Source organism: Bradyrhizobium ivorense (genome assembly GCF_900696085.1).
Classification (GTDB): domain Bacteria; phylum Pseudomonadota; class Alphaproteobacteria; order Rhizobiales; family Xanthobacteraceae; genus Bradyrhizobium; species Bradyrhizobium ivorense.
In genome coordinates this window covers 130,773-153,530 of record NZ_CAADFC020000028.1, presented here as the reverse complement: position 1 = coordinate 153,530, position 22,758 = coordinate 130,773, and the positions used below count along the sequence as shown (strand labels likewise).

Annotated in this window: 13 protein-coding genes; 11 read left to right on the top strand and 2 right to left on the bottom strand. The window is 60.6% G+C overall.

The genetic code is table 11. The annotated features are described in order from the left end of the window. Positions 1 to 66 precede the first annotated feature (66 nt). The 8 genes from CI41S_RS31875 to CI41S_RS31840 all read left to right on the top strand — a co-directional run bounded on the left by CI41S_RS31875 (position 67) and on the right by CI41S_RS31840 (position 12,020). The gene (locus CI41S_RS31875) at positions 67 to 594 is read left to right on the top strand and encodes a DUF6931 family protein (protein WP_139863074.1); all 528 of its coding nucleotides are present in this window, start codon (positions 67 to 69) and stop codon (positions 592 to 594) included. A gap of 114 nt (positions 595 to 708) precedes the next feature. Further along, the gene (gene tagH, locus CI41S_RS31870) at positions 709 to 2,115 is read left to right on the top strand and encodes a type VI secretion system-associated FHA domain protein TagH (protein WP_139863073.1); all 1,407 of its coding nucleotides are present in this window, start codon (positions 709 to 711) and stop codon (positions 2,113 to 2,115) included. A gap of 141 nt (positions 2,116 to 2,256) precedes the next feature. Continuing rightward, positions 2,257 to 3,594 (top strand): type VI secretion system baseplate subunit TssK, encoded by a 1,338-nt coding sequence (tssK, locus tag CI41S_RS31865; protein ID WP_139863072.1) that lies wholly within the window; start codon positions 2,257 to 2,259, stop codon positions 3,592 to 3,594. A gap of 341 nt (positions 3,595 to 3,935) precedes the next feature. Beyond that, positions 3,936 to 5,156, top strand: a complete 1,221-nt coding sequence (gene tssL, locus CI41S_RS31860) for a type VI secretion system protein TssL, long form (RefSeq protein WP_244622421.1) — start codon at positions 3,936 to 3,938, stop codon at positions 5,154 to 5,156. Between the two features lie 25 nt (positions 5,157 to 5,181). Next, positions 5,182 to 8,724 carry a type VI secretion system membrane subunit TssM gene (tssM, locus tag CI41S_RS31855; RefSeq protein WP_139863071.1) on the top strand — a complete coding sequence of 1,181 codons (3,543 nt, stop codon included), beginning with the start codon at positions 5,182 to 5,184 and terminating at the stop codon, positions 8,722 to 8,724. Positions 8,725 to 8,742: 18 nt separating this feature from the next. Next, the gene (tagF, locus tag CI41S_RS31850; protein ID WP_244626749.1) at positions 8,743 to 9,429 is read left to right on the top strand and encodes a type VI secretion system-associated protein TagF; all 687 of its coding nucleotides are present in this window, start codon (positions 8,743 to 8,745) and stop codon (positions 9,427 to 9,429) included. Positions 9,430 to 9,448: 19 nt separating this feature from the next. Continuing rightward, positions 9,449 to 10,243, top strand: a complete 795-nt coding sequence (locus CI41S_RS31845) for a PP2C family protein-serine/threonine phosphatase (RefSeq protein ID WP_139863069.1) — start codon at positions 9,449 to 9,451, stop codon at positions 10,241 to 10,243. 4 nt (positions 10,244 to 10,247) lie between these two features. After that, on the top strand, positions 10,248 to 12,020 hold the full coding sequence (locus tag CI41S_RS31840; RefSeq protein ID WP_244626748.1) for a serine/threonine-protein kinase: 1,773 nt from the start codon (positions 10,248 to 10,250) through the stop codon (positions 12,018 to 12,020). Positions 12,021 to 12,084: 64 nt separating this feature from the next. Here CI41S_RS31840 and CI41S_RS31835 read toward each other — a convergent pair whose 3' ends face one another. Continuing rightward, positions 12,085 to 13,092: a DUF4424 domain-containing protein gene (locus CI41S_RS31835; RefSeq protein WP_139863068.1), complete on the bottom strand. Its 1,008-nt coding sequence runs from the start codon at positions 13,090 to 13,092 to the stop codon at positions 12,085 to 12,087. 392 nt (positions 13,093 to 13,484) lie between these two features. On the opposite strand from CI41S_RS31835, the gene CI41S_RS31830 reads away from it, so the two are divergent. Beyond that, a complete protein-coding gene (locus tag CI41S_RS31830; RefSeq protein ID WP_244626747.1) occupies positions 13,485 to 16,340 on the top strand; it encodes a caspase family protein in 2,856 nt (951 codons plus the stop codon). Positions 16,341 to 17,351: 1,011 nt separating this feature from the next. On the opposite strand, the gene CI41S_RS31825 is transcribed toward CI41S_RS31830, so the two are convergent. Next, positions 17,352 to 19,304, bottom strand: a complete 1,953-nt coding sequence (locus CI41S_RS31825; protein ID WP_139485541.1) for an autotransporter domain-containing protein — start codon at positions 19,302 to 19,304, stop codon at positions 17,352 to 17,354. 422 nt (positions 19,305 to 19,726) lie between these two features. Between CI41S_RS31825 and CI41S_RS31820 the strand changes: the two genes are divergently transcribed. Together CI41S_RS31820 and CI41S_RS31815 are read left to right on the top strand one after the other, a co-directional pair. Further along, positions 19,727 to 21,535 carry a hypothetical protein gene (locus CI41S_RS31820; RefSeq protein ID WP_139863546.1) on the top strand — a complete coding sequence of 603 codons (1,809 nt, stop codon included), beginning with the start codon at positions 19,727 to 19,729 and terminating at the stop codon, positions 21,533 to 21,535. 248 nt (positions 21,536 to 21,783) lie between these two features. Continuing rightward, the gene (locus tag CI41S_RS31815; protein ID WP_139863067.1) at positions 21,784 to 22,746 is read left to right on the top strand and encodes an OmpA family protein; all 963 of its coding nucleotides are present in this window, start codon (positions 21,784 to 21,786) and stop codon (positions 22,744 to 22,746) included. The last annotated feature ends 12 nt before the right edge of the window (positions 22,747 to 22,758 follow it).

Here is a 22,758-nt window from a genome sequence, read left to right as displayed (position 1 = left end):
GTATCCTCCGGAAGCTGACGCCAGAGGTCATTGATGTCCCGAGTCCGTTTCGCGACCGCTCAGGCCTTGTTCGACGCATTTCCCGAAGTATCGCAGAAGGTCAGCGTAAAACCGACCGACCAGCCTCCGGTCGACTTCGCGAGAGCATTGTCGTCGCACGACAAGCTTCCGGAGGCGGTGGCATTCTGCGCCTACCTCTTGCCACGGCGCGAGGCGGTCTGGTGGGCCTGCGCGAGTGTCAGGGCCTTGGCCAGCGGCATCGCACGGGAGCCCGCCGTCGGATTGCTGGCCGCCGAAGCGTGGGCCTATCAGCCCGACGACCAGAACAGGCAGAAGGCATTCGAGATTGGGAGCGATGGCGACCAAAACGACCCTTCGACCTGGTTGGCGCGCGCGGCGGGATGGGCCGGCGGATTTCAGGTGCTTGGAGACCAGCAGGTCCCCACTCCGCAGTACATGACGGCGCGAGCCGTCCGCATCGCAATCTTGCTCAGCGCAGCGCGGATCGGAAGTCCCGAACGCCTGACACGTTTGCGGTCATGTATCACGGATGGAATCAAGCTGGCTGAAACCGGAATTGTCCAGGACGGATGACCGGCAGACAATGGGCAACGACACATACGTTCAAAGTCCACTGGACGAAATCGTCAATGGCAGGCGAGAATTAGCCGCGATGCCAAAGACTAATCCTCTGCAGAGAAGCCGGTTATGGCACTCACGCTCAAGATAGAGAACCAAACGAGTCTGCCGGACGGCGGTCCGCTCAGCATATCTATTCAGGGCAAGCGGGGCATTGATATCGGTCGCAACCAATATCTCGATTGGACCCTCCCGGATCCGAGCCGTCTCATTTCAGGAAGACACTGCGAGGTGCGATGGCGGGAAGGCGGCTATTGGCTGCACGATATCTCATCCAATGGCACCTTTCTGCAAGGCGACAGCAACCGGCTAAAGGAGCCGCACCTGCTGCGCAACGGTGACCGATTTGCCATTGGGCACTATATTATCGCGGTCGAACTCGATGAAGACGCAACGCCGGCCGGCACGCCGGCACCGGGCACTCCAGTCGTGGATTACGGTGGGCTATGGACTTCAACCGAGGATGCCGCGCCTCCCATCGACCGCAAGGAGTTGCGGGGACCTCGTGACCTTCGGCCCGTCGGGCCGGACTTTCTCGACTGGGCCGTGGACGTGCCTTCGGCCCAAGTTCCGCCTTCCAGTCCGCAGGGCGCGCCACGAGGTCTGAAACCAGCGCAGCCACAAGTAGAACCGGCCGAGAGCTGGGCCGATGCCCCTGCAAAGCGGCCCCCGGCAGAACCAGCCATCAATCCCCTGCCAAATCCGCGGCGTGCCTCGCCCGCTCCCGCCGAACCAAACGTGTGGGGTGCGGAGCCGATCGAACCGTCAGCGGCTTCGCTGCCTTCCGGAATTCAGGCGCAACCGACGCGGCCCGAGCCGCGAGAGGTGCCGGCTCCAAATGAAAATGGCGAAGCAGTCGCCGAGAAGGGAACCGGCAAACCCTCAGGGGCAGGAGCGGACTTCAACCGAATGTTTGCCCGCGGGGCAGGACTGTCCGATGACCCGTTCGCGGCGCGTGATCCAGCCGAGTTTGCCGAACAGCTCGGTCAATTGACGCTTCTCGTCATTGAAAACATGAGACAACTTCTCGATGCGCGTCAGCAAGCCAAGCGGCTTGCCCGGAGTGCGGACCAAACCACGGTTCAGGCGTTCGATAACAATCCGCTCAAGTTCGCCCCGACGGTCGAAGATGCCTTGCGCATCATGTTCGGCTCGAAGAATCGCGGCTTCCTCGATGCCCGGGGCGCACTGACACAAGGCTTTGACGACGTGAAGCGTCATCAGGTCAAGACCTACATAGCCATGCAGCAGGCGTTCAAGCTGGTCATTGAGGAATTCGACCCTGCCAACATCGAAGCAAAATCCACCAGCGACCGTGGTTTGGTCGCCATGGTCAGTTCCAACAAGGCGCGCTTGTGGGACATTCACGTAGCGCGTTGGCAGGCCCGGACTCAGCATCATAAGGACGGCATGCTCCGGGCCTTCATGGATTACTTCGCAGAATGTTACGACCGAGCCGGAAACGATGTAGGATAAACTGGTTTTAGCAAGCACTGAGAGAATTGATACTTACGCGACTGATAGTTCAATATGGCATGTTGGCGTAAGCTGACGATAACGCAAACCGGGTCCAGCACGCTATTTTCTTGGACCTAGCGAAATTGACATGGGTCGAGAATGTCCTGGTACACCAAGGTGGCATGGACGGAGGGGCTGTTCTTGCGGCCCCAGCATTTTCAGCAGAATGACCGCTACCATGAGCATCTCCTAACATCGCGGGTCCGCTACGCCACTCCTTATCCATGGGGGTTCTCCTACCTGGAGATCGACCGGGACCTGGCGCAGCAAAGCAAGTTCGGGTTGCGGCGGGCGGCCGGCGTCATGCCGGATGGTACGCCGTTCGACATTCCGGCCGACAGTCCGCTGCCGCCGCCGATCGTGATCCCAGACACTGCGTCCCAACAAATCGCCTGGCTATCGATTCCGGTTGCGGCCGCGAACACCCGCGAGGTCGACGACCGAGACGTCGAAAGCGCATCTCGTTTCGTTTTGAACGCCGAAACGTTCGTTGATTCCAGCTCAGCCCTCCGTCTCGAAGAAGAGATCGATATCGCGTTTCCCAGATTGGGCTACGAGCTCCGGAAATCCGCCAAGCCCGGCTACGTCGGGCTTGGCGTGAGCCGCATTCTCGAGGTCAGGGACAAACAGATCGTATTTGACGAAAAATACGTACCACCGGTGCTGCTGTGCAGCGCCCATCCGGTGGTCAATGGCTGGATCGACCGCGCGATTGGATGGATTGACAACAAGCTCGAGGAATTGGCGCGCTATGCTGCCGACCCGACTGCCGGAGGAGGATTGCAGAGCGCCGATTATTTTGTTCTGCAATTGTTGAACCGCCATATCGCAGTCCTGAAGCATTTCAGCTCTTCCGGGTATCTGCACCCTGAACGATTGTTCGAGGAATTTCTGCGTCTGGTCGGCGAGCTCGCGACATTTGCGACGCCCGAGCGTCGCGCGCGATCCTATCCGGCTTATGACCAGGACGACCTTGAGAACGTCTTCGGACCTGTGATGCGGGATTTACAGGATTTCCTGAGCGCTCGTCTTGGGCGCAGGGCAATTCGTCTTGAAATTATCGAGCGCGCCGCGAACGCCTTTATTTCCCCAATCCGCGATCGAACGCTGTTTCGCAATGCAACGTTCGTGCTCGAGGTGGCCGCGCGGCGTCCCCTCGTCGAAATTCAGAACGACTTTCCGCACCTGTTCAAGGTCGGACCGAACACCAAGATGAACGAAATTGTTCACGCCAATCTTCCAGGCGTTCCCTTGGTGCATTTGCCAACCCCTCCGCCGCATATCCGCGCGATCACCGACCACGTGTATTTTTATCTGGACAGAAAGTCACTGCTCTGGCCTGATTTCAGCACTGCTCCCTCCATAGGCATGCATTTTTCTGGAGACTGGCCGGAGCTCGAATTGTACCTCTGGGCCATTCTAGAAGACCGGCGATGAGCGACAGGGACAAACCGGTAAACCCATTCGGGCGCGAGGAGCGGACGGTTATCCGTCCCAACCCGGGCGGAAGGTTGCCGCAATCTCCCTCTCCACTGCCGTCGCCGGGCGAGTCGAGACCGAGCGTTCCGGATCCCCGGAGTCCGTTTTCACCAACCCCGCTTCCCGTCACCCCTGGATCACCGCCGCCTGCGTCGCAGCACCAACCAGTCCCGCCACCCGTGGCGCCGCTACTGTCGACGCCTTCGCCGTTCGCTGCGGCTCCGACAAGCCCCCAGCCGGAAGAGTGGATCTCTTCGCAGAACCAGCCATCGTCCCAGCTGAATCTGCCGGCGGCCCCGGTGCTGCGCGTCGACGACCTCGTTGCGCCGAACTCCAACCCGATCATGCGCGCCGCCGGGCCACTCCTCCAACTGCTGGGACGGCTTCGCGTGGCGCTGATGCGCGCGTCATTCGCAAGTCTGATGGATCAGGTCGCAGACGCGGTGAAGTTCTTCGAAACGGAGATCAGATCAGCGGGCGTCTCGGAACAGCAGGCAAACACCGCCAAATACATCCTGTGTGCGACCGCCGACGATATCGTTCAGCACATTCCAACCGACGAGCGGCATGTCTGGGCCCAATACAGCATGCTGAGCCGGTTCTTCGGTGAACGGGTCGGCGGAGTGCGCTTCTTTGAAATTCTGGACCGCCTGAAACTGGACCCGCTGACAAACTATCCGATACTCGAACTCCAGCATGCCTGCCTCGCACTCGGCTTCCAGGGCATGCACCGCAGCACAGCGGGCGGCGTGGCCGGATTGCAAACGATCCAGCGCAATCTCTATGAGCTGCTTCGCCAGGTTCATCCGAAGGTCATACGCGATCTATCGCCGCACTGGCGCGGGCAGGCATTGGCCGGCCGCCGGCTCCGGATTCGAATTCCGACCTGGCTGGTGGCTTCCGTCGCTGCTGCGCTTCTGTTTGCCGGCTTCATCACATTGCGCGCCTGGTTGACGTCGAGCGCCGAGAAGGCCGCGCAAGTCGCCTCCTCGTTGCACCCCACCGACAAGATCGAACTGAAGCGAAAGATCATCGCGCCCCCTCCACCGCCGCCTCCGCCGCCTCCACCGGAGCGGATCACGCAGCTGCAACGAATTCGCAACGCCCTGGCGGCCGAGAATACGGCCTGCAAGATGACCGCCGACTACGCCGGAAACTTCATCGTGATCCGGGTCTGCAACCTGATTCTGTTCGAGTCGGCGCAGGCGACGGTTCTGGAGCAATTCAAGCCCGTGGCCGCCCGCCTTGCCGTGACGCTGGACAAGGAACCGGGGAAGATCCGCGTGGTCGGTCATACCGACAACACTCCGATGAGAAGCGCGCGGTTTCCTTCGAACTTCGAACTCTCGCTGGAGCGCGCAAAGGCCGCGGCGGCGACGCTGAAGCGTGGCCTTTCCGACGGGAGCCGGGTCGAGGTCGAAGGAAAGGGAGCTGACGCACCGATCGACACGAATGCCACGCCGGCAGGACGCGCAAACAATCGCCGCGTCGAAATCTTCATCGCGCGAAGCGAGGACTGAGGGGGATGAAGGAAGGCGGAGGGTCATGATCGCCAAGGACATCACTCGCATCGTCCTCTACGGGATCGGCCTCGGGTCGCTCGCGTCCCTGGTCTATTTCGCCGGTCCGCTGGTCGCGATCGGCGGCTGGCAGCCTCTCAGAAATCCGATCATTCGCGACATCGTGCTCCTGTTGCTTACGGCCGGAGTGGCGAGCTTCGCCGGCTTCTCGTTTTATCGGAAGCGGAAAGCCGCAAAGGAAATGGGCGAAGCGGTAGCTGGCGGCGGGAGTGCGCCAGTCAACGATGAGCCAATCCTCAAGGAGCGGATGAAGGACGCCCTGGCGACGCTCAAGTCCGCCAGCGGCGGTAAGTCGGGCTATCTCTACGATCTACCCTGGTACGTCATCATCGGCCCGCCGGGCGCCGGGAAGACCACGGCGCTGGTGAACTCCGGGTTGAAGTTTCCGCTGTCTCACGGCGCGACGCCAACCGCTGTCTCCGGCGTTGGCGGCACCCGATACTGCGACTGGTGGTTTACCGAGGAAGCGGTGCTGATCGACACCGCCGGCCGTTACACCACCCAGGACTCCGACGCAGCTTCAGACAAGCAAAGCTGGCAGTCCTTTCTCGATCTTCTGAAGAAAAGCCGTCCTCGTCAGCCGATCAACGGCGTTATTGTTGCTATCAGCGTCGAAGATCTTCTGACCTTGCCTACGGCTGAAATAACCGCGCATGCCAATGCGATCCGGGCTCGCCTGCTTGAGTTGCATCAGCGTCTCAAGGTCGATTTTCCCGTCTATGCACTTTTCACCAAGACCGATCTGATCGCAGGCTTCGCGGAGTATTTCAGTTATCTTGACGAGATCGGCCGCCGTCAGGTTTTTGGAGCCACCTTCCAGACCGCGATAAAGAAGAAGAACCTTGTAAGCGAGGTGCCCAACCAGTTCGATCAGCTACTGGAATGGCTCAACGAGGGCACGATCGATCGCCTCCAGGAAGAGCCATCGCCCGGCTTTCGGGTCTTGCTGTTCGGCTTTCCGACCCAGATGGCCCGGCTCAAGCATGTGGTGTTCAATTTTCTCAACCAGATTTTCGAGCCGACCCGCTACCATGTGAACGCGACCTTGCGCGGCTTCTATTTTACCTCCGGAACCCAGCAGGGCACTCCGATCGACCAGCTGATCGGCTCGCTCGCTCGAACCTTCGGGGCAGAACAGGTCGCGCGCGCTGGATATTCCGGCGTCGGAAAGAGCTTCTTTCTGACCGATCTGATCTCCAAGGTGATCATCGGAGAGGCCGACTGGGTTTCGACGGACCGCGCCGCCATCAGGCGCGCCCTGATCCTCAAGACCATCGCGTTGACGATCGTCGGCCTCATCTCTGTCGGCCTGTCAATCGCCTGGCTCACGAGCTTCAAATACAACCGCGACCTGATCGCGCAAAACGAGCAGGCCGACCAGGAATATGCGACGGCTGCAGGGCCTCTGGTGCAGCAGACCGTCATCGATGACCGCGAGTTACACAAGGTCCTGCCGCTGCTCCACCGCCTCCGGAACACGCCGGTCGGATACGGCAACCGGGCTTCGTCCACCCCGACTTCGGCAAAGCTTGGCCTTAGCCAGCGCGATCGCCTGCAGTCATCCGCGCAGAACGCCTACCACGTCGCGCTCGAGCGATTGTTTCGACCCCGTCTCCTGTATCGTCTCGAAGAGCAGCTCAATCCCCGGCTTGCCGACGCGGGCTTCGTCTATGAGCCTCTGAAGGTGTACATGATGCTCGGCGGAGTTCAGCCGCCTGACCGCGAGCTCATCAAATCGTGGATGCATCGTGATTGGGCCGAGAATCTCTATCCTGGGCCGACGAACGCCGAAGGTCGGCGGCTACTCGAAGAGCACCTTGACGCTCTATTGGACCTCGAAACCGAAGAGCCGCCACTGGTGGAGCTTGATGGTCGTCTCGTCCAAGAGGCTCAGAAGACCCTGGCTCGCTTGAGCGTCGCCCAGCGAGCCTACCAGCTACTCAAATCGGAAGCGCGAGGGTCGGCAGAAGGTGACTGGGTGGCATCGCGGAAGGGTGGGCTTGATGCATCCAGCGTATTCGAAGCGGACCAGGGCCAGCCGCTCGATTCGATCAGTGTCCCCGCGTTTTTTACCTACAACGGCTTTCAAGACAAGTTCATCGCCAAATTGGCCGACTTGGCAGAGCGGATGAAGCGCGATCGATGGGTCTTGGGCGAAGCGGGCCAACAAGCGGCGCTCAATCAACAGTATGAAAATCTGGCTAGTAATCTCCTCGATCTGTACGGAAACGAATTCATCGGAGCATGGCGTGGTGCTCTGACAAAGCTGAAGATGAAGAAGCTGCTCGCCGACAAGCCAAAATATCAGGCCTTGCGTGCGGTTTCGGCGCCAAACTCGCCACTCAGACTGATGCTCGAATCGATCCGTGACGAAACGGTCTTGACCCGCGAACGGCCGAAGCCTGCAAACACCGGCAACACGTCCTCTCCGCCGGCCAAGCCCCCGTCACAGGCCTTGCTGTTCAATACCCAGGACGGTCCCCCGGGCGCCAAGATCGAGGCCCAATTCAAGCCATTCCATGCCGTTGTCGAAGGCGAGAGTACACGAAGGCCCATCGATTCGATTGTCGCGAACCTGAACGATATCGCTCAAAGCCTGACGTTGATGGTCGAGAATCCCCAAATGACGGCGCAGGCGAATGCGGCCCTGCAGGTTCAGGTCGCGGCGCTCCGCAACAACGCCGCGAGGATGCCCCCGCCGTTCTCGGACATGTTGCGTGGCGCGGCGACGGAGTTCGAAGGTGATATGGCAGCTTCGACGGCGGGCCAATTGCTGGTGGCGCTTCGCGATCAGGTCACGCCGATTTGTCAGCAGATCATCACCAATCGCTATCCATTTACCCGCAGCAGCAATCAGGACGTGCCGTTGGGAGACTTTGCCAAACTGTTTGCCCCAAATGGCATTCTGGACAAATTCTTCACTCAGTCCCTCACCCCCTATGCCGACACCTCAAAATCCGAGTGGGCATGGAGGAAGGAAAGCCCGGTGGGCAATACGCTTTCGGCCGACACGTTGAAGCAGTTCCAGCGCGCGGCCTTTATTCGTGACGCGTTTTTTCAGAACGGAGGGAATCAACCAATGGTGGCGCTCTCCGTTCTGCCTCCCGCCCTCACCGGCGAGGGCGCCAGTGCCAAGATCGAGTTGGCCGGCACCGCCGTCGTAAGCCCCGTTACGCCGGCGGCCGGTACCGGCGCCCCCTCATCGACGCAGCCGGCCCAACCGCAGAGCGCAGCTCCGACGAATGTGCTATGGCCGGGGCCATCGATGAGGACGGCAATCTCCGTCACCAATGACGCTGCGAGCCAACCATCCGTACTTGAACGCACCGGACCATGGTCGATGTTCAGGATATTGGAGGCTGGTTCGATGACTGTTCGCGCCGAAACCGCCAGCAGCACGTTCATTGTAGCCGGACGAGAGCTCAAGTATCAGCTCACGACCGGATCGATCAAGAACCCTCTGAACCTCAGCGCTTTGAGGGAGTTCCGCTGCCCCAGCGGAATTTGAAAGGCCATGCGGTGTGGCTTGTTCGGAAAACTCAGTGCCAAGCGCGATTTTATCGCGCTTGCAACACCGCATAGTTTTCTCAAGGTCTGGGAACCCTGGATTCAAGCTTGCATGTCGGCCAGCCGTCATCAGCTCGCAGCCGAGTGGCAGAACGCGTTCCTCACCGCACCCGTGTGGCGCTTCTGGCTTGGTGCCGACATTTGCGGTGCGACGGTGCTCGGCGCAATGATGCCATCGGTGGATGGAGTCGGACGTTACTATCCGCTGGCGTTACTGACGATGGCTGATCCGTCGTATTGCATTCCGCCACCGGACCAAGATACGCAGGAGCAATGGTTCGCGGCAGCGGAGACGTTTCTGCTTTCGACCCTTGATCAAGCCAAATCGTTCGACGATATCTCGACCGCTCTCGACGCGATGCCTTTGCCGCAAATTGCCGCCAGGGCAGACAATCCTGCCAACACGTTCGCAATCAGCGAGACGATACGCGGCATCGTTACGGCCGGAACGACATTTGAAGATTCGTTACCCCTGCTGCGTCAGAGCCATCCGGATGCTTCAGCAGCTGCGAGCTTCTGGTGGACGGAAGGTGGCGGAAGTTTTCCTCCAATGGCGCTATGTTCGCGGGGAATGCCGGACCCGTCCCGTTGTTCAGTCATGCTGACGGGTCCGTTGGGAGTCGATGCAATCGAGCAACCGTCTTAGGCCGGTGCGGGGAGGATCGATGAACGAGCCGCTTTTCACCTTTGATGCAGGCTCTGCCACCCACGTGGGCAAGGTTCGGGTGAGAAATGAAGATTCTCATCTCGTGCGGAGCGATGCGGGCCTTTGGGCCGTGGCTGACGGCATGGGTGGGCACGAAGCCGGGAATGTAGCAAGCGAGCTCGTTGTTGCGGCCCTAGACACCGTCTCCAGCTCCAAATCCGCAGCCGAATTTCTGGAGCAGGTCCAAAGTCGGGTACTGCTTGCGAATCGCCAGATCCTCGAGTTGAGGCGTCAGCGCGGCGGCATTGTCATCGGGTCTACCGTCACGGTCCTGCTGATCTCGGAGAACCACTACGCGTGCCTGTGGGCCGGAGATAGTCGCCTGTACCTGGCAAGCCGCGGCGCTATCCGACAAGTATCGCGAGATCACACCGAGATTGAAGAACTGCTCGCCAGCGGCGGCGTCACGATCGACGAAGCCAGGGATTGGCCGACCAACGTCATCACGCGCGCGGTGGGAGTCCGCGACAATCCCGAGTTGGAGATCGTGAGTGGCGCGTTCGAGGCTTGCGACATTTTCGTTCTGTGCAGCGACGGACTTACCAGGCACGTGACAGACGACGAAATTCTCGAGTGCGTTTCGACCCGCGACGCGCAAGCCTCATCCACGGCCCTCGTCCACCTTGCGCTGGAACGAGGCGGCCTCGACAATGTGACCGTCATCGTTGTTCGAACGACCAATCAGACGCCAAAGCAGGAACGCACGATTCCAGCCGCAATTTTGCAGGCGCCTCCCGCAGAAGTATGGGAGTAAACGCGTGAACCAACAAGAACCAACTCGGTTGCCGCACTACCGACTGTCGCCCGGGACGCGGCTCAACGGCATCTACGAAATCGACAGTATGATTGGCGCCGGCGGCATGGGCGAAATCTACAAGAGCCACGAGATTCAGACCGGCACGGCGGTCGCGATAAAGATGTTGCTGCCGGAAATGTCCGAGAACGAGGCGGCGCTAGCGCTGTTTCGGAGGGAGGCATCCGCACTCCACTATCTCATGCATGACGCAATCGTCCGGTATTTCGTCTTCACGGTGGAGCCGACTTTGCAGCGGCCTTATCTGGCCATGGAATTCGTCGATGGCCAGTCACTCGCCGACATGCTGTCCGGCGGGCCACTCTCATTCGAGGCACTGCGTCGATTGATGCGCAGGGTCGCTTCCGGACTGAACGCAGCCCACGAGCGGGGTATCACGCATCGCGATGTGTCCCCGGATAACATCATCGTTCCACGAAGCGACGTCGCCCGCGCCAAGATCATAGATTTCGGCATCGCCCGTTCCACGCAGCTCAATGACGCAACGATCATTGGAAGTGGCTTTGCCGGCAAACACAACTACGTTTCGCCGGAGCAGGTCGGCTTGTTCGGGGGCGACGTCACCGGCAAGTCCGACGTCTACAGCTTCGGATTGGTGCTGTTTCATGCCCTGACCGGAACGAAACTCGATATGGGAGGAACCCAGTTTCAGCTCGTGGAGAAGCGACGCCGGGTCCCGGATTTGGGCGCGGTCGATGCTCGAATTCGTCCGCTGCTCGAGAGAATGCTTCAGCCTGATCCCGCTGCGCGACCGACGATGGCTGAAATCGAGAACTGGAACGTTGGCCCAGCGAGAGCGATGCCGGGGTCACCGACTGGAAGCATTGCCGCGGAAGAGCCAAGTCGAGCGATGCGGCCGAGAGTTCGATACGGCTTGCTGGCTACCCTTGCATTGTGCGTGATCGTGGCATCCAGTGTGGCCTATTACGAGTACATCTGGCTGGCTCCGACTGAGGTCGACTCACCTCCTCCAGCAGAGCTCAAAGGACCATCGGCTGAGAAGACGACAGCTCCGGAGCAGCGGCCTCCGCCCGATACGCGCAAGGAGGCAGAGACGGCGCCGCCGAAACCACCGGATGATGCTCCGGTCCGGAGCGATGCAGTCCGCAAGTTTGTTGCGCAATACGACGGTGGTGATTGCTTCTTCGTGATCCCCGTCGCGATTGGCGCGAGCGCGGCCGTTCTCGAGGGCATGGGCGCCTCGACGGCGCCCTTCGAGGCGTTGGACAGGGCATTCAAGAAGAGCCAGGGTTTTGAGCCCTCGATCGGAGTCAGGCTCGTTACGTCGGCACAATGCCCAGCTGTGTCGTTTCTGAGCCGGCTCCGTGGAGAAAGCTCCCGTACCCCCCGAATCTCGCTAGGCTCGGTGAAATTGCGTCCGGGCGAAGTGCTTGCCGGAAACGTCGAGAACTTTGCCAACCGCGTCGTTGAGCTCCTGCTGATCGGCGACGACGGGCAGGTCCAGAATGTCTCCTATCTCTTGAAGCCCGGCACCGATGCCCTGTCGTTCTCAAGCGAGATTCCGCGCACGGACGAGGCGTCGCGCCCAAATTCACCACAGCTGCTCATGGCGGTTACAACACCTCGTGTCCTCGACTCGCTCAGGCAGCCCCGTCCGACGCCTGCTGACCAATTTTTCCTGCAGGTGCTTAGCGAGGCGCAACGAACCAACATCGCAATGAATGCAACGGCGCGGTACATCACGGTTCAGAAGTAACCCGGTCGTTCGACCGAGACGCGCGCGGCTCCGCAGCCTACCTCGAGGAGAAACCTGGGTTAGCCTAGAAGCGGCCGACAAAGAGGAGCTTGATGTCACGATCCGGGACGAAGTCAGCCGCGCTGAAATCAAGAGCCCCGTCAGGCGACTGCTTCAGATTGCCCGCGCAGAAACTGACCAGTTGATCTTTGGCGGGCTTGTCGATCACAAGCCGGAAATTCTTGATCGGTCCTGCCCAGTTTGCGCCGGTCTTGAGAACATAACTGACGCGCCGCTCCTGAATTGGCGCCTTGCTGGCTTGACCTCCACCCGCAATCTTGTCGACCTGACTCAGGAACGCGTCCGTCACGCAGTATTCCTTTCGGTACCTCTCAAACTCGTTCGACATCGCTTTATTTTGCCGCAGTCCCTTGCGCAATATGGTGTCAGAATTGCTGCCAACGCTTGGTCGATAAACGTGCTCGACCGTAACCGATCGATTGGTCGGGAACTCCTGTTCGCGAAGCACTGCAGTCTTGACGAGCCATGCCGTCTCATAGAGCGGACGCCCCCTTTCGTCGCTGCCCATCTGCATGAGAAGCCCACGATTGACGAGCTTGCTACGCGTCGCCTCGGTCAGGTCCTGGGTCCGAAATTGGCGCGCGCCAATGGGCAACACCGGCAGGTTCAGCTCTTTCAAAAGAGAGGTGACATCGTCTTTGCCCACAAATGCGCGCTGATCAATCTTGAAGGTCGTGGGTACGCCGTCGATCTTGGTTGCAAAATCGACGAAATTGACCGGATCGCTCGAAGGGAACGCGATGTTCTGCCCCTCCGACAAATCAATGTCGGGGAGAGGAAAGGCTATCGTGAGAGGGACAGGAGCGGTCCCATTGTTGGCAAACTCGTAACGAACGCTTACTCGCGCGAGCGAAATCTGAAGGAGTTCGCTCTTCATCGTAATACTTCCGGAACGCGTAAACTGGAGGCCTCCGACCGCGAGTTCCGCCGCAGTATCGTTCGATAGCGCTGGACTAATGGTCGCTGCTATCGAAAGCGCTCCAAGCGTGGCCTTCCAAATTGCTGGCGTCATAATCGATCCCGACAAGCGAGCGGGCCTGAAATCGGTGCGGCCGCCACAATAGCACATCGGCCCATTGCCGGGCGACGTCTTGTGCATTCGGCCCGGCTTCAGGACTCAGCATCGGCCATCCGACCTGTTTCCGCTTTCGCACCGTCAAAACGGTCTGTGGTTAAGGCTGACTCCGACGGGATGCCAGCTGCCGCGACCCGCCTGCGGAAAGCGGAGCCGGACAATCGGAAAGTAGCGGGCGTCGCGAAGATGTGTCCTGCAGGCAACACATTGATTGAACGGCGTTTTTTTGGCATACTTGCGGAATACTTCCGGCGGAAGCTTGTCCGGGCCGGGCTGAATTGATAATTTCGTGGGGTTTACTTGTGATTGCGGTCTCAGGGGCTCCTGCGGTGCGCTCTCAGATTCGTTTAGCGCTTATTTTTTTCTTCTTTTTCCTCGTCAGCCCCGAAGCGTTGGCCGGAAAGCGCGTTGCCATGGTGGTGGGCAATTCGGCCTATCAAAACGTGCCTGTGCTCCCCAATCCCGTCAATGACGCCGCGGCCATGGCCGACCTGTTCAAGGGAGCGGGATTTGATGTTGTGCAGGTCTATCAAGACCTAAAAAACTCAGCCCTGCGGCGGACGCTCAACAGCTTCTTCGACAGCGTTCGGGATGCGGATGTTGCGGTCGTGTACTTTGCGGGTCACGGCATCGAGATCGAGGGCTCCAACTACATCATTCCGGTCGACGCTGTTTTGGAACGGGACCGGGACGTATACGACGAGGCTGTGTCTCTCGACCGTATAGTCCAATCGATTGAGCCTGCCAGAAAGCTTCGCCTCGTTATTCTGGACGCTTGCCGCGAAAATCCCTTCACGAAGAGCATGCGCAGATCGGTTGCCGCCCGCGGAATTTCGCGCGGGCTGGCGCGCGTCGACCCCGATACTCCCAATACGCTCGTCGCATTCGCCGCGAAAGCCGGGGCAACGGCAGAGGATGGCGTCGGCGAGCACAGTCCATTCACAACATCGCTGCTGAAACATCTAACTGTCCCGGGGCTCGACGTGCGCCGGGCGCTTGGACTGGTTCGCGATGAGGTGATGAGCTCCACCAACAACCGCCAGGAGCCATTTGTCTTCGGATCCCTGGGCGGCGCGGACGTGGCTTTGGTACCCGCCCCCACCGTAGAGCCGACCCTCAGCTCCAACAATCTGGCGGATGTTCGTGCAGACTACCAGCTTGCCGAGCGAGTAGGCACTGAAGAAGCTTGGGACTACTTTATCGCCGCGCACAAGAGCGGATTTTACTCGGATCTCGCCAAAGCTCAGCGCAACAAGCTGGCCGCCGGCGCTGCGCGCAATGACTTCTCGGAAAAGGGGCGCGTTCCTGCAGCTGCGACCGCTCAGCAGCCGATTGACCCCTCACAAGAGAACGGCGGACAGGGCAAGCTAAAGGTTGCCAACCTGAAGGATCAACTCCCCCTCCCCGCGCAGGATGCGCCGGGCGACAGCAAGATTGCCGTCAGCCCCAAGGTCATTGCGCCAGGCAGAGAGCCCTTGGCCAAGGAAGTCGTTGATTGGGAATCGGTGAAGAACACCACCGATCAATCCGCGCTGGAATCCTTCATAAGGCGCTATCCAAATTCGCCGCTATCGATAACCGCCCGGCAACGGCTGGATGCGTTGAATAGAGCAGCAGAGGAGCGCGAAGCAAAGGCGCGTGCGGAACGCGAAGCCGCCATCAAGAAGGCCGCCGAGGAGCGTGAGGCAAAGGAACGCGCAGATCGTGAAGCGGCCAAGAAGGCCGCCGAGGATGCGCGCATTCAGGCCGAGCAGAAAAAAGCAGAACTTGCCAAGGCCGCCGAGGAGCGCGAAGCGAAGGCCCGTGCAGAACGCGAAGCGGCCAAGAAGGCTGCGGATGAAGCTCGCCTTCAGGCCGAGCAGAAAAAGGCAGAGCTTGCCAAAGCCGCTGAGGAGCGCGAAGCCAAGGCCCGTGCAGAACGCGAAGCGGCCAAGAAGGCTGCGGATGAAGCTCGCCTTCAGGCCGAGCAGAAAAAGGCAGAGCTTGCCAAAGCCGCTGAGGAACGCGAAGCAAAGGCCCGCGCGGACCGCGAAGCGGCCGTCAAGAAGGCCGCTGAGGAGCGTGAGGCAAAGGAACAGGCAGATCGCGAGGCGGCCAAGAAGACTGCCGAGGATGCGCGCGTTCAGGCTGAGCAGAAGAAGGCAGAACTTGCCAAGGCTGCCGAGGAGCGCGAAGCCAAGGCTCGCGCCGATCGTGAGGCAGCCAAGAAGGCCGCGGAGGATGCGCGCATTCAGGCCGAACAGAAGAAGGCCGAGCTCGCGGCCGCAAAGAAGCGTGAAGAAGAAGAGCGCCTTGCCAAGGCCGCTGAGGCAGAGCGGGCTGCAAAGGAGAAGGCTGCCGAGATGAAGGCCGCGGAGGCCAAGAAGGCGGCTGAGGAAGCGGAGAGAAGGAAGTCGGAGCAAGAGGCTGAGGCGCTGCGTGCGGCAGCCGCCGCTCTGCGCGCCGCACGCGAACAGAAGGATCGAGAGGCCGAGGCGGAACAGAAGAAGGCGGAGCTGGCCGCGGCGCAAGCCAAGGCTTGCAAGCAGGAACAGACCCGGTTCGAAGAACTGGATGCCAAGGGCAGCGGCGGCACCGGCGTCACCGATGTTCAGGCTTTTGCGAAGACTGTTACTTGTGATCCACTGCGCTCCCAGGTCGCGGCGCTGGTCGATCGGTTCAAGGCGGAGGTCGCCAAGCGAGCGATGACCTCTCCGAATTCGCCCGAGCTCGTTCGGGCTGCGCAGAACGAACTTGCGAGGATCGGATGCTTGTCGGGCAAGATCGATGGCTCGCTGGAGACCGTCAAGAAGGCACTCGGGCGTTACGCAGCGATAACCGGCTCATCTCCGAGCCCCGCGGAAATCTCGGAAGACGTCGTATCCAGCCTGTCCAAGCAAACCGGGCGTATCTGTCCGCTCGAATGCAAGTCCGGAGAGACAGCCAAGGGTGAAATCTGCGTCGCGGCGGACAAGCCGGCCAAGCCCACCACCGCATCGCGTCGCAAGCACGAGGACGAGGACGACGACACAAGGGCCAGGCGGCGAGCTGCGCCGAAGGTCGTGGCCGAAACGCCAAAACGAGTGCGCGCTGCACCAGCCCCTCAGGCGCGGCAACAAGCTGTTGCGCGCCCGCCGAGTGAATTTAGCGGAGGCGGAGGTGGAGGCGGCGGAGGCGCGCGCACCATGATCGGCGTCGGGTTCTAAAGCAAGGAACCGGAAAGGCATGGTCGGTTTTCAGAGCCGATCATGCTCGAACAGCAAGCTAAGGCGTGATGAGTGGTTTTGACCAGGCAAGGAAGAGGTGGATCATGGTTTCGGCGCGTTTACTAGGACTCCTCCTGGGCAGCACGATTGCGGCTGCGATCTCGATCGCACCTGCTCGATCAGCCGAGAGTATGACGGCCGCACCTGCTGAGGACGTGAAGGCGGCTTTGGGTTCTTCCGCAATAACCATCCCCTCCCTCGCGGAGCCCTCGCCGTCTGCGACCGCCTCCGTTCAGGAGGATCCAGCCCCGCAACCGCAACGAACCTCCTCTGCGACAGACTTGGGTAGTCGCGCCTTGCCAGCGGAAACCCGCACTGCAGCCCGGCACTCTCGCAGCTCGCAGCCGTCCGCATCGGCGCGATTGCCCAGATATCGCCAAGCCAGTGATGCTCCATTTTCGCGAAGCCCGGTCAGGTTCGTCTTGATGGTGGGCATCGCGTACTAAAGCGGGATGGAGTCAGGTTGAATTGGTTTGGCTCTCGGTTCACCTCTCCCCGACGGGAAGAGGTCGATTTGCGCAGCAAATCGGGTGGGGGCTGGTACGATCGAGGGACCGTAAGCCCTCACCCGGCGCTGCGCCATAGCCGAAGCTTCGCTTCGGCGTTCCTGAGGACGGCCGCCAAAGGCGGCCTACGCCTCTCCCAGGCGAGAGGTGAACCTCCGATGGCGCGCCAGTTCAACCTGACTTCATCATGCCTTTGGAGCTTGCCGGCCGGTCACTTTGTCCGCATCCCACTTTGACCGCGAGATATCTGTTCGCGGCCCCTCTGGGTCGACAGATCGACCGACCTCAGCCGGCCTCAGAGGTAGAGCCGAAGGAGATCACGCGAGGTCCCGCGTCAGCAAGGAAAGCCACGTATCCTGATTGTGCGGAGCAACAATGAGCCGATGTAAAAGACCCCGGGCATAACCGCCCGGGGTCCTTGTTTGGATCGATATGGCGGCGACGACTAATACTTGGCCGCGACGAGCGCCGGCGCACCAAACCTGTAGTTAATTCCGATCTTCATCTGACTAACCTCGGACCGATCCGTAAGCTGTGTGGTCCCGTCCGATGCCAGCCGCGTATTGCGATCGAAGGAGATGTAGTTGTATTCGGCCTTGGCGGACCAGTTGCTGCCGAGATCGAACTCCGTACCAACACCGATCAACCATCCAGTACGGGTACCTCCGGTGCTGAACCCGGGCGTGACGACACCCGCCTGGTTGACGCAGGCGGCGCTGCCAAGGAAGCCAGCGACCGTCGCCGTCGGACCCAGAATGCAGTTAGCGGACACGGTGTCATGGGCCCAAGCGCCACCGGCCTTGACGAAGAAGAGGGTTCGCTCGTAGGTCCATCCGAGACGGGCGGCAGCGGTCGCCATCCAGTCCATACGATCCTGGCAGGTAAAGTAAGCCGGGCTAAAGCCACCACCGGCGCCGGGGAGACCGAAGGGCGGGGTCGGCACCAAACCGTTTGCGGTGCCGCACGGCCGTGCCCCATTGACATTTGCTCCCCCAACATCGCCTTCGGCGCCGAACACCCAGTTGTTGACCTGGTAGTTGTAGCCGATTTGTCCTCCGCCCAAGGCGCCAACCGTATACGGCTTGTTGCCCGAGGTTGGGTCGCCCACGAAACCGATGTCGGTTCGTCCGAAAGCCCCGCCCGCAAAGCCGCCGACGTAGAAGCCGGTCCAGTTGGTCGGCCCCACCACCACCGCGCCGCGGGCCTTGACCGGAGCCTTTGTCGGCATAACGGCCGCAATCATCTCGGGCGTAAACTGGTAGCGAAGACCGGCATTACCAGTCCATCCCTCGATGTTTTCGCCGTTGCGGTAGTCGACCCGGACGAAGCCGAGCCAGCCGGTGTTCACAACCTGTCCCGCCAGTCCGAGAGAGTACTGCCCGTAGGTGCCAACCCGCGAAGTGCTGGCCTGCCCGGTGACCGTAAACAGGCCATTCGGAAGGTTCGTCGCGGACGCGATCACATTGCCTGCAAACTCATGGAACACGCTGGCGGATGCGAACGGCTGCCAAACGACATTGCCGTAAGTGGCGGTCGTTCCGACGCGTACGCTGAGCCTACCAATTTCGCTTTCGATGTCGTTTGCGGTGAACGTCCCTCCGGTCCCGATGCCGTTAACGCCCCCGAAATTGAACGGATCGATGCTCGTCCTGGCCCAGATGAATCCGGCCGACGGCTCGATAAACCAGTTGTTGGCAAGAGCGAAGTTGTAGCCAGCAGACGTGGAAACTGAAACGCCGCGCCCGCCCAGCGGTTGGTTGTAGAATCCCAGTCCGGGATCATTGACCTTGATGTTGTAGAACTCTCCGCGGACCATGACATCGGCGAAGAAGCGCCCGTAGGTTGCGACAAGGTAACCGCCGAGGAACGGGACTTCAAAGTCGCTGGTCGTACCGTTGTTGTCGGTCGCATGCGATCCGAGGTAGCCCGCCGTTGCACCGACATGGACATTCCAGCCGCCCCAATTGAGCCGAGCGATGTCCTGCCCCACCTGCACACCCGCGAACGTCTCGCGCACGCTGCTCGCGCAATTCGGGGTGGTAACGGCCGCATTCAGGCCAAGCCCCGGAGGCGCCGTGAATGAGCTCGACGAGTTCGACGTGTTCTTGAAGGTGACTTCGCCGCCCACTCCGCGCACCCATGCGCCGCCGCCTGGCTGGTTCGGTGCCGGATCCGCCGGCGCCGAAACGAAGGCGCTTCCCTGCTGGGTCAGAAAGGCGGTGTTGACGTTGCCGATTGCTCCCGAGAACGCTCCCGCTGCCTGCCCAGCCGTCGACTGGACCCCCGCGAGGAACGTACCGACCGCTTGATTGCCTGTCACGGAGGACGGCACACACTGAGCATAGGCCCCGGACGAGGCTGTCGTTACCACAAGCACTAAAATCGCTTTTCGAAGCATGCGTCCTGCCCCTACAAAAATTCCTTCTAGTTAGCTCCTCCCTGCGGATTCGAGCAACGAGGAATCGTCCAGTTTTACCTCCCGGACAGCAAACTCGCCCGCCGATGTGCTCTTCTAGCCACAGCCAAACAGCCGAAATTCGCAGCAGACCGAAGCGGCGCCGGGCGCGCGCTCGGGCCTGCCTTCCTTGCGCCTGAACGCCCCCCGACACCGATCCACCACCGGGACATGGTTAATTGCATTTGAATGACGTCCAGGATGCCCCTTCTGGCTATCCGAAGGCTTTCCCACCGGCAAACCGGGCTTGACGGCGCCTGCGCGAGGCGACGTTCAAATCGCCGTTAGTCCGCCCCGATTGCTGACTTTTATTCGGGCACGATGTAAGCTGGCGGCTGATTTTTTATCAGTTGGTTGGCCAGATCATGTTGCAGCCGCGGAATGGCTTTTCGGCGCATTATCTGCTGGCTATTTTGGCAGCGCTGTTACCGTACGCCGCTCTTGCTGACGACCTTGTCGTCAAGCGCTTCAGTGGCGGAGACTCGCCGAACTCCGTAGGAATCGCCGAGGCGAGCGAAGATGTCGAATTGACCGGCCCCCAGGCCTTGACGACCGACGGCGGCGGCGACCTCTTCATGCTCGATCAGCTCAACCAGCGAATAGTGCGTTTCGATCCAAAGCGGCCTGCCGAAGAGCCAAGCATTCTCGTGCTGCCGGACAGCGTGCAGCCGAACGATCTGGTGGTTCGGAAAGACGAGATATTGGTATGGGACAACGGCATTCGCACCCTCAAGGCGTCCGGCGATCCGGTATCGACCCGCGGCGTCGGCGGCACGACGACCAAGCTGGAAGAGGTTAGTACGCGCGCCGTCGACGACACGTTTGCGCAGTCCGCATTCGCGCAAATGGGCTCACAACCCCCGGGAAATGCGCTCGAACTGCTCGACCAGAACACGCGCGCGGTCACGCTCAAGCAAGGACGCAAGCCGAGCCGGCAATATATCGCGTCGCGAGGCCGTGGCTCCGTTATCGCCGACATCACTCCCGAGAAGGCGGAAAATAGCGTCCTCGTCGAAGTCCGCTCGATGGACGACAATGCGGTGGTCGCCCAGATACGCCTGCGTGTTCGTGACAAACTGGGGGCCGTCGAATTTCTCGAAATAGATAATAGCAACCGCCTCTATATCCTGGGCGAGAATATCCCGGACGCAGCATCTCGCGCTGCGACGTTTGTCGCGCGTTTCTCGCCAAGCGGTGAGCTGGAAGGCATCTATGAACTTCCGCTGGCCAATACGCCATTGACCCGCCGTTTTGTAACGATCTCTGGCGATGGCGACGTCTATTTCCTGCGCACCGAACGTACCGGGGTCGACGTCGTCGGCGTCGGCTTCCGGCCGCTTCGCAACGCAAAGCTCATCGATGTCCGCCCGCCGCGAAATCAGAATCCCGCGGCATCACCGAACAGCAAGTTCACCGCGATCGCTGCCGTGCGCCCATCGAACCGCCAGCAGGCGATCGAGACCGCATTCGCGTTCGAGGGAGTTCAGTGGCTGCTCACGCCGCAGAACTATGGCAGCGACCCTGACACAGCCTGCTCCGGCTTCAGCCGGATCAGACGACCATGGTATCTGCAGGGCAAGGTCGGACAGCAGGTCCGCGGGGTACCTTACTGCTGGGGCTGCCACGGCTCCCTGGAGAATTTCAGGGCGCAAATGGGGCGCGGCGTCAAGGCCGGAAACGTCTGCACCCGCAACGCGCCGCGCAACGACGTTGCCGGCGTGGACTGCTCGGCATTCGTCAGCGCCACCTGGGGTCTTTCGGTCCACTATACGACCGCGGCGATTCCTGCGATCGCAAGGCCGGTCGAAAATCCGTGGGATTTGCGCCCAGGCGATGCTTTGAACAAGCCCGGCTCGCATGTGATGCTATTCCTGCGCTTCACTCCTGACCGCAAAGCCGAGGTGATGGAATCATCCACCGGCGGTTGCAACGGCAGAGTCTGCCGAAACGTCTACCCTCTCGCAGCGCTTTTGGCTCGCGGATACCAGCCGGTGCGCTTCAAGGGTCTGGCGGACGACACGACTGTCGTCGCGCAAGGCCGCTATGAAGCGGAGACCGCCGCCTCAGGCAAGTCAGCCCAAAAAGATAAGCCAAGTCAGAAGGACAAGTCCGGTCAAACGGACAAGCCAGGGAAGGAGAAGACGGCGTCCAAGGCGAGCAAAGCACGGAACTAGACGATCGCGAGTTCGGCGCGCACCCGATCTTGCCGGGCACCCGTGCTTGCCGGGGCAGCTTGTTTACCGGGCCTCTTGCTGGCGCACGACTTGCGAGAATCGGAATTTGAGCGCCGATGCCAGCCTACGGCCAGATATTCCGTTGGTATGTGAACTACCGCATTTGTCGCTGTTTCACCTGTGTAGTATAAAGCCTTTTTGCCACCATAGCGAATGAATACCCATTGTTCGGTCGTTCGGAGCCCAAGATGATCCGGAACATTTTTGAAGGAAAGTACCGCTGGGGCGCCGTGACGTTGGCGTTCTTGCTTGCTTCGATCTGCCCTGCGCGCGCGGACGACTGCAGCGCTCTTCTCGAACAGTTCAATAACGCGATCGATACTGCGCAGGAAGTCAATGCGCAGGCGATGATCGACAAGATCGCTGGCAGTCCCTATTGCGGCCAGTTTCAGACCCGGGTTCAGCAACGGCTGGCGGTTCTCCGCCTCTCCGCAGCCCAGATCATGATGGCGCGGGGCCGGCCGACCACGGAATACGAGCGGCTCATCACCAGCGCCGAGCGAACCGAAGTCGTCTGGCAGGCATCCGCCACGCTCGGCGAAGTCAGGTTCGGCGAGCGTCGCTTTGCCGAAGCTGCAGAAGCCTATGACCGGGCCATCGCGATCGTCAAAAACGAAACCCTGACGCCTGACAAGCCCGAGAAATTCGAGATCGAGGGCCTGTTGGCCCGCTCGGCCCAGGCCCGATTGCTGGCTGCCAACGTAAAGCTGGCAGATGGAACCACACGGTTTGTCGAAACCGCACGAGACCAGCGCGATGGCACGATCGGCGGCATCTATTCACGCTCGGTACGCGGGATTACGCCGCAAGTCGTTCCGATCCCGATCACTTTTGAATATGCCAAGACCACCTTTACCCCGATCGGTGAACGGGCGGTCCGAGAACTCGCCGATGCTCTCAAGGAGCAGCGTCCGGAGCGCATTGTTCTCGTCGGCCACACGGATATCCGCGGCAGCGATGACACCAACATGAAGCTCTCCGCGGCGCGCGCGGAAGCGGTCGCTGCTTATCTCAAGGAGACCGGGCTTGGCACAACGATCGAAACCAAAGGGGTGGGCTCAAGTGAACCGTTCAAGGTTCTCGATTCCGGGGGGCTCAGCCAAGAGGACATCTATGCGCTGAACCGTCGTGTCGAGTTCATCCGCAGGTAAGGCATGCGGGGT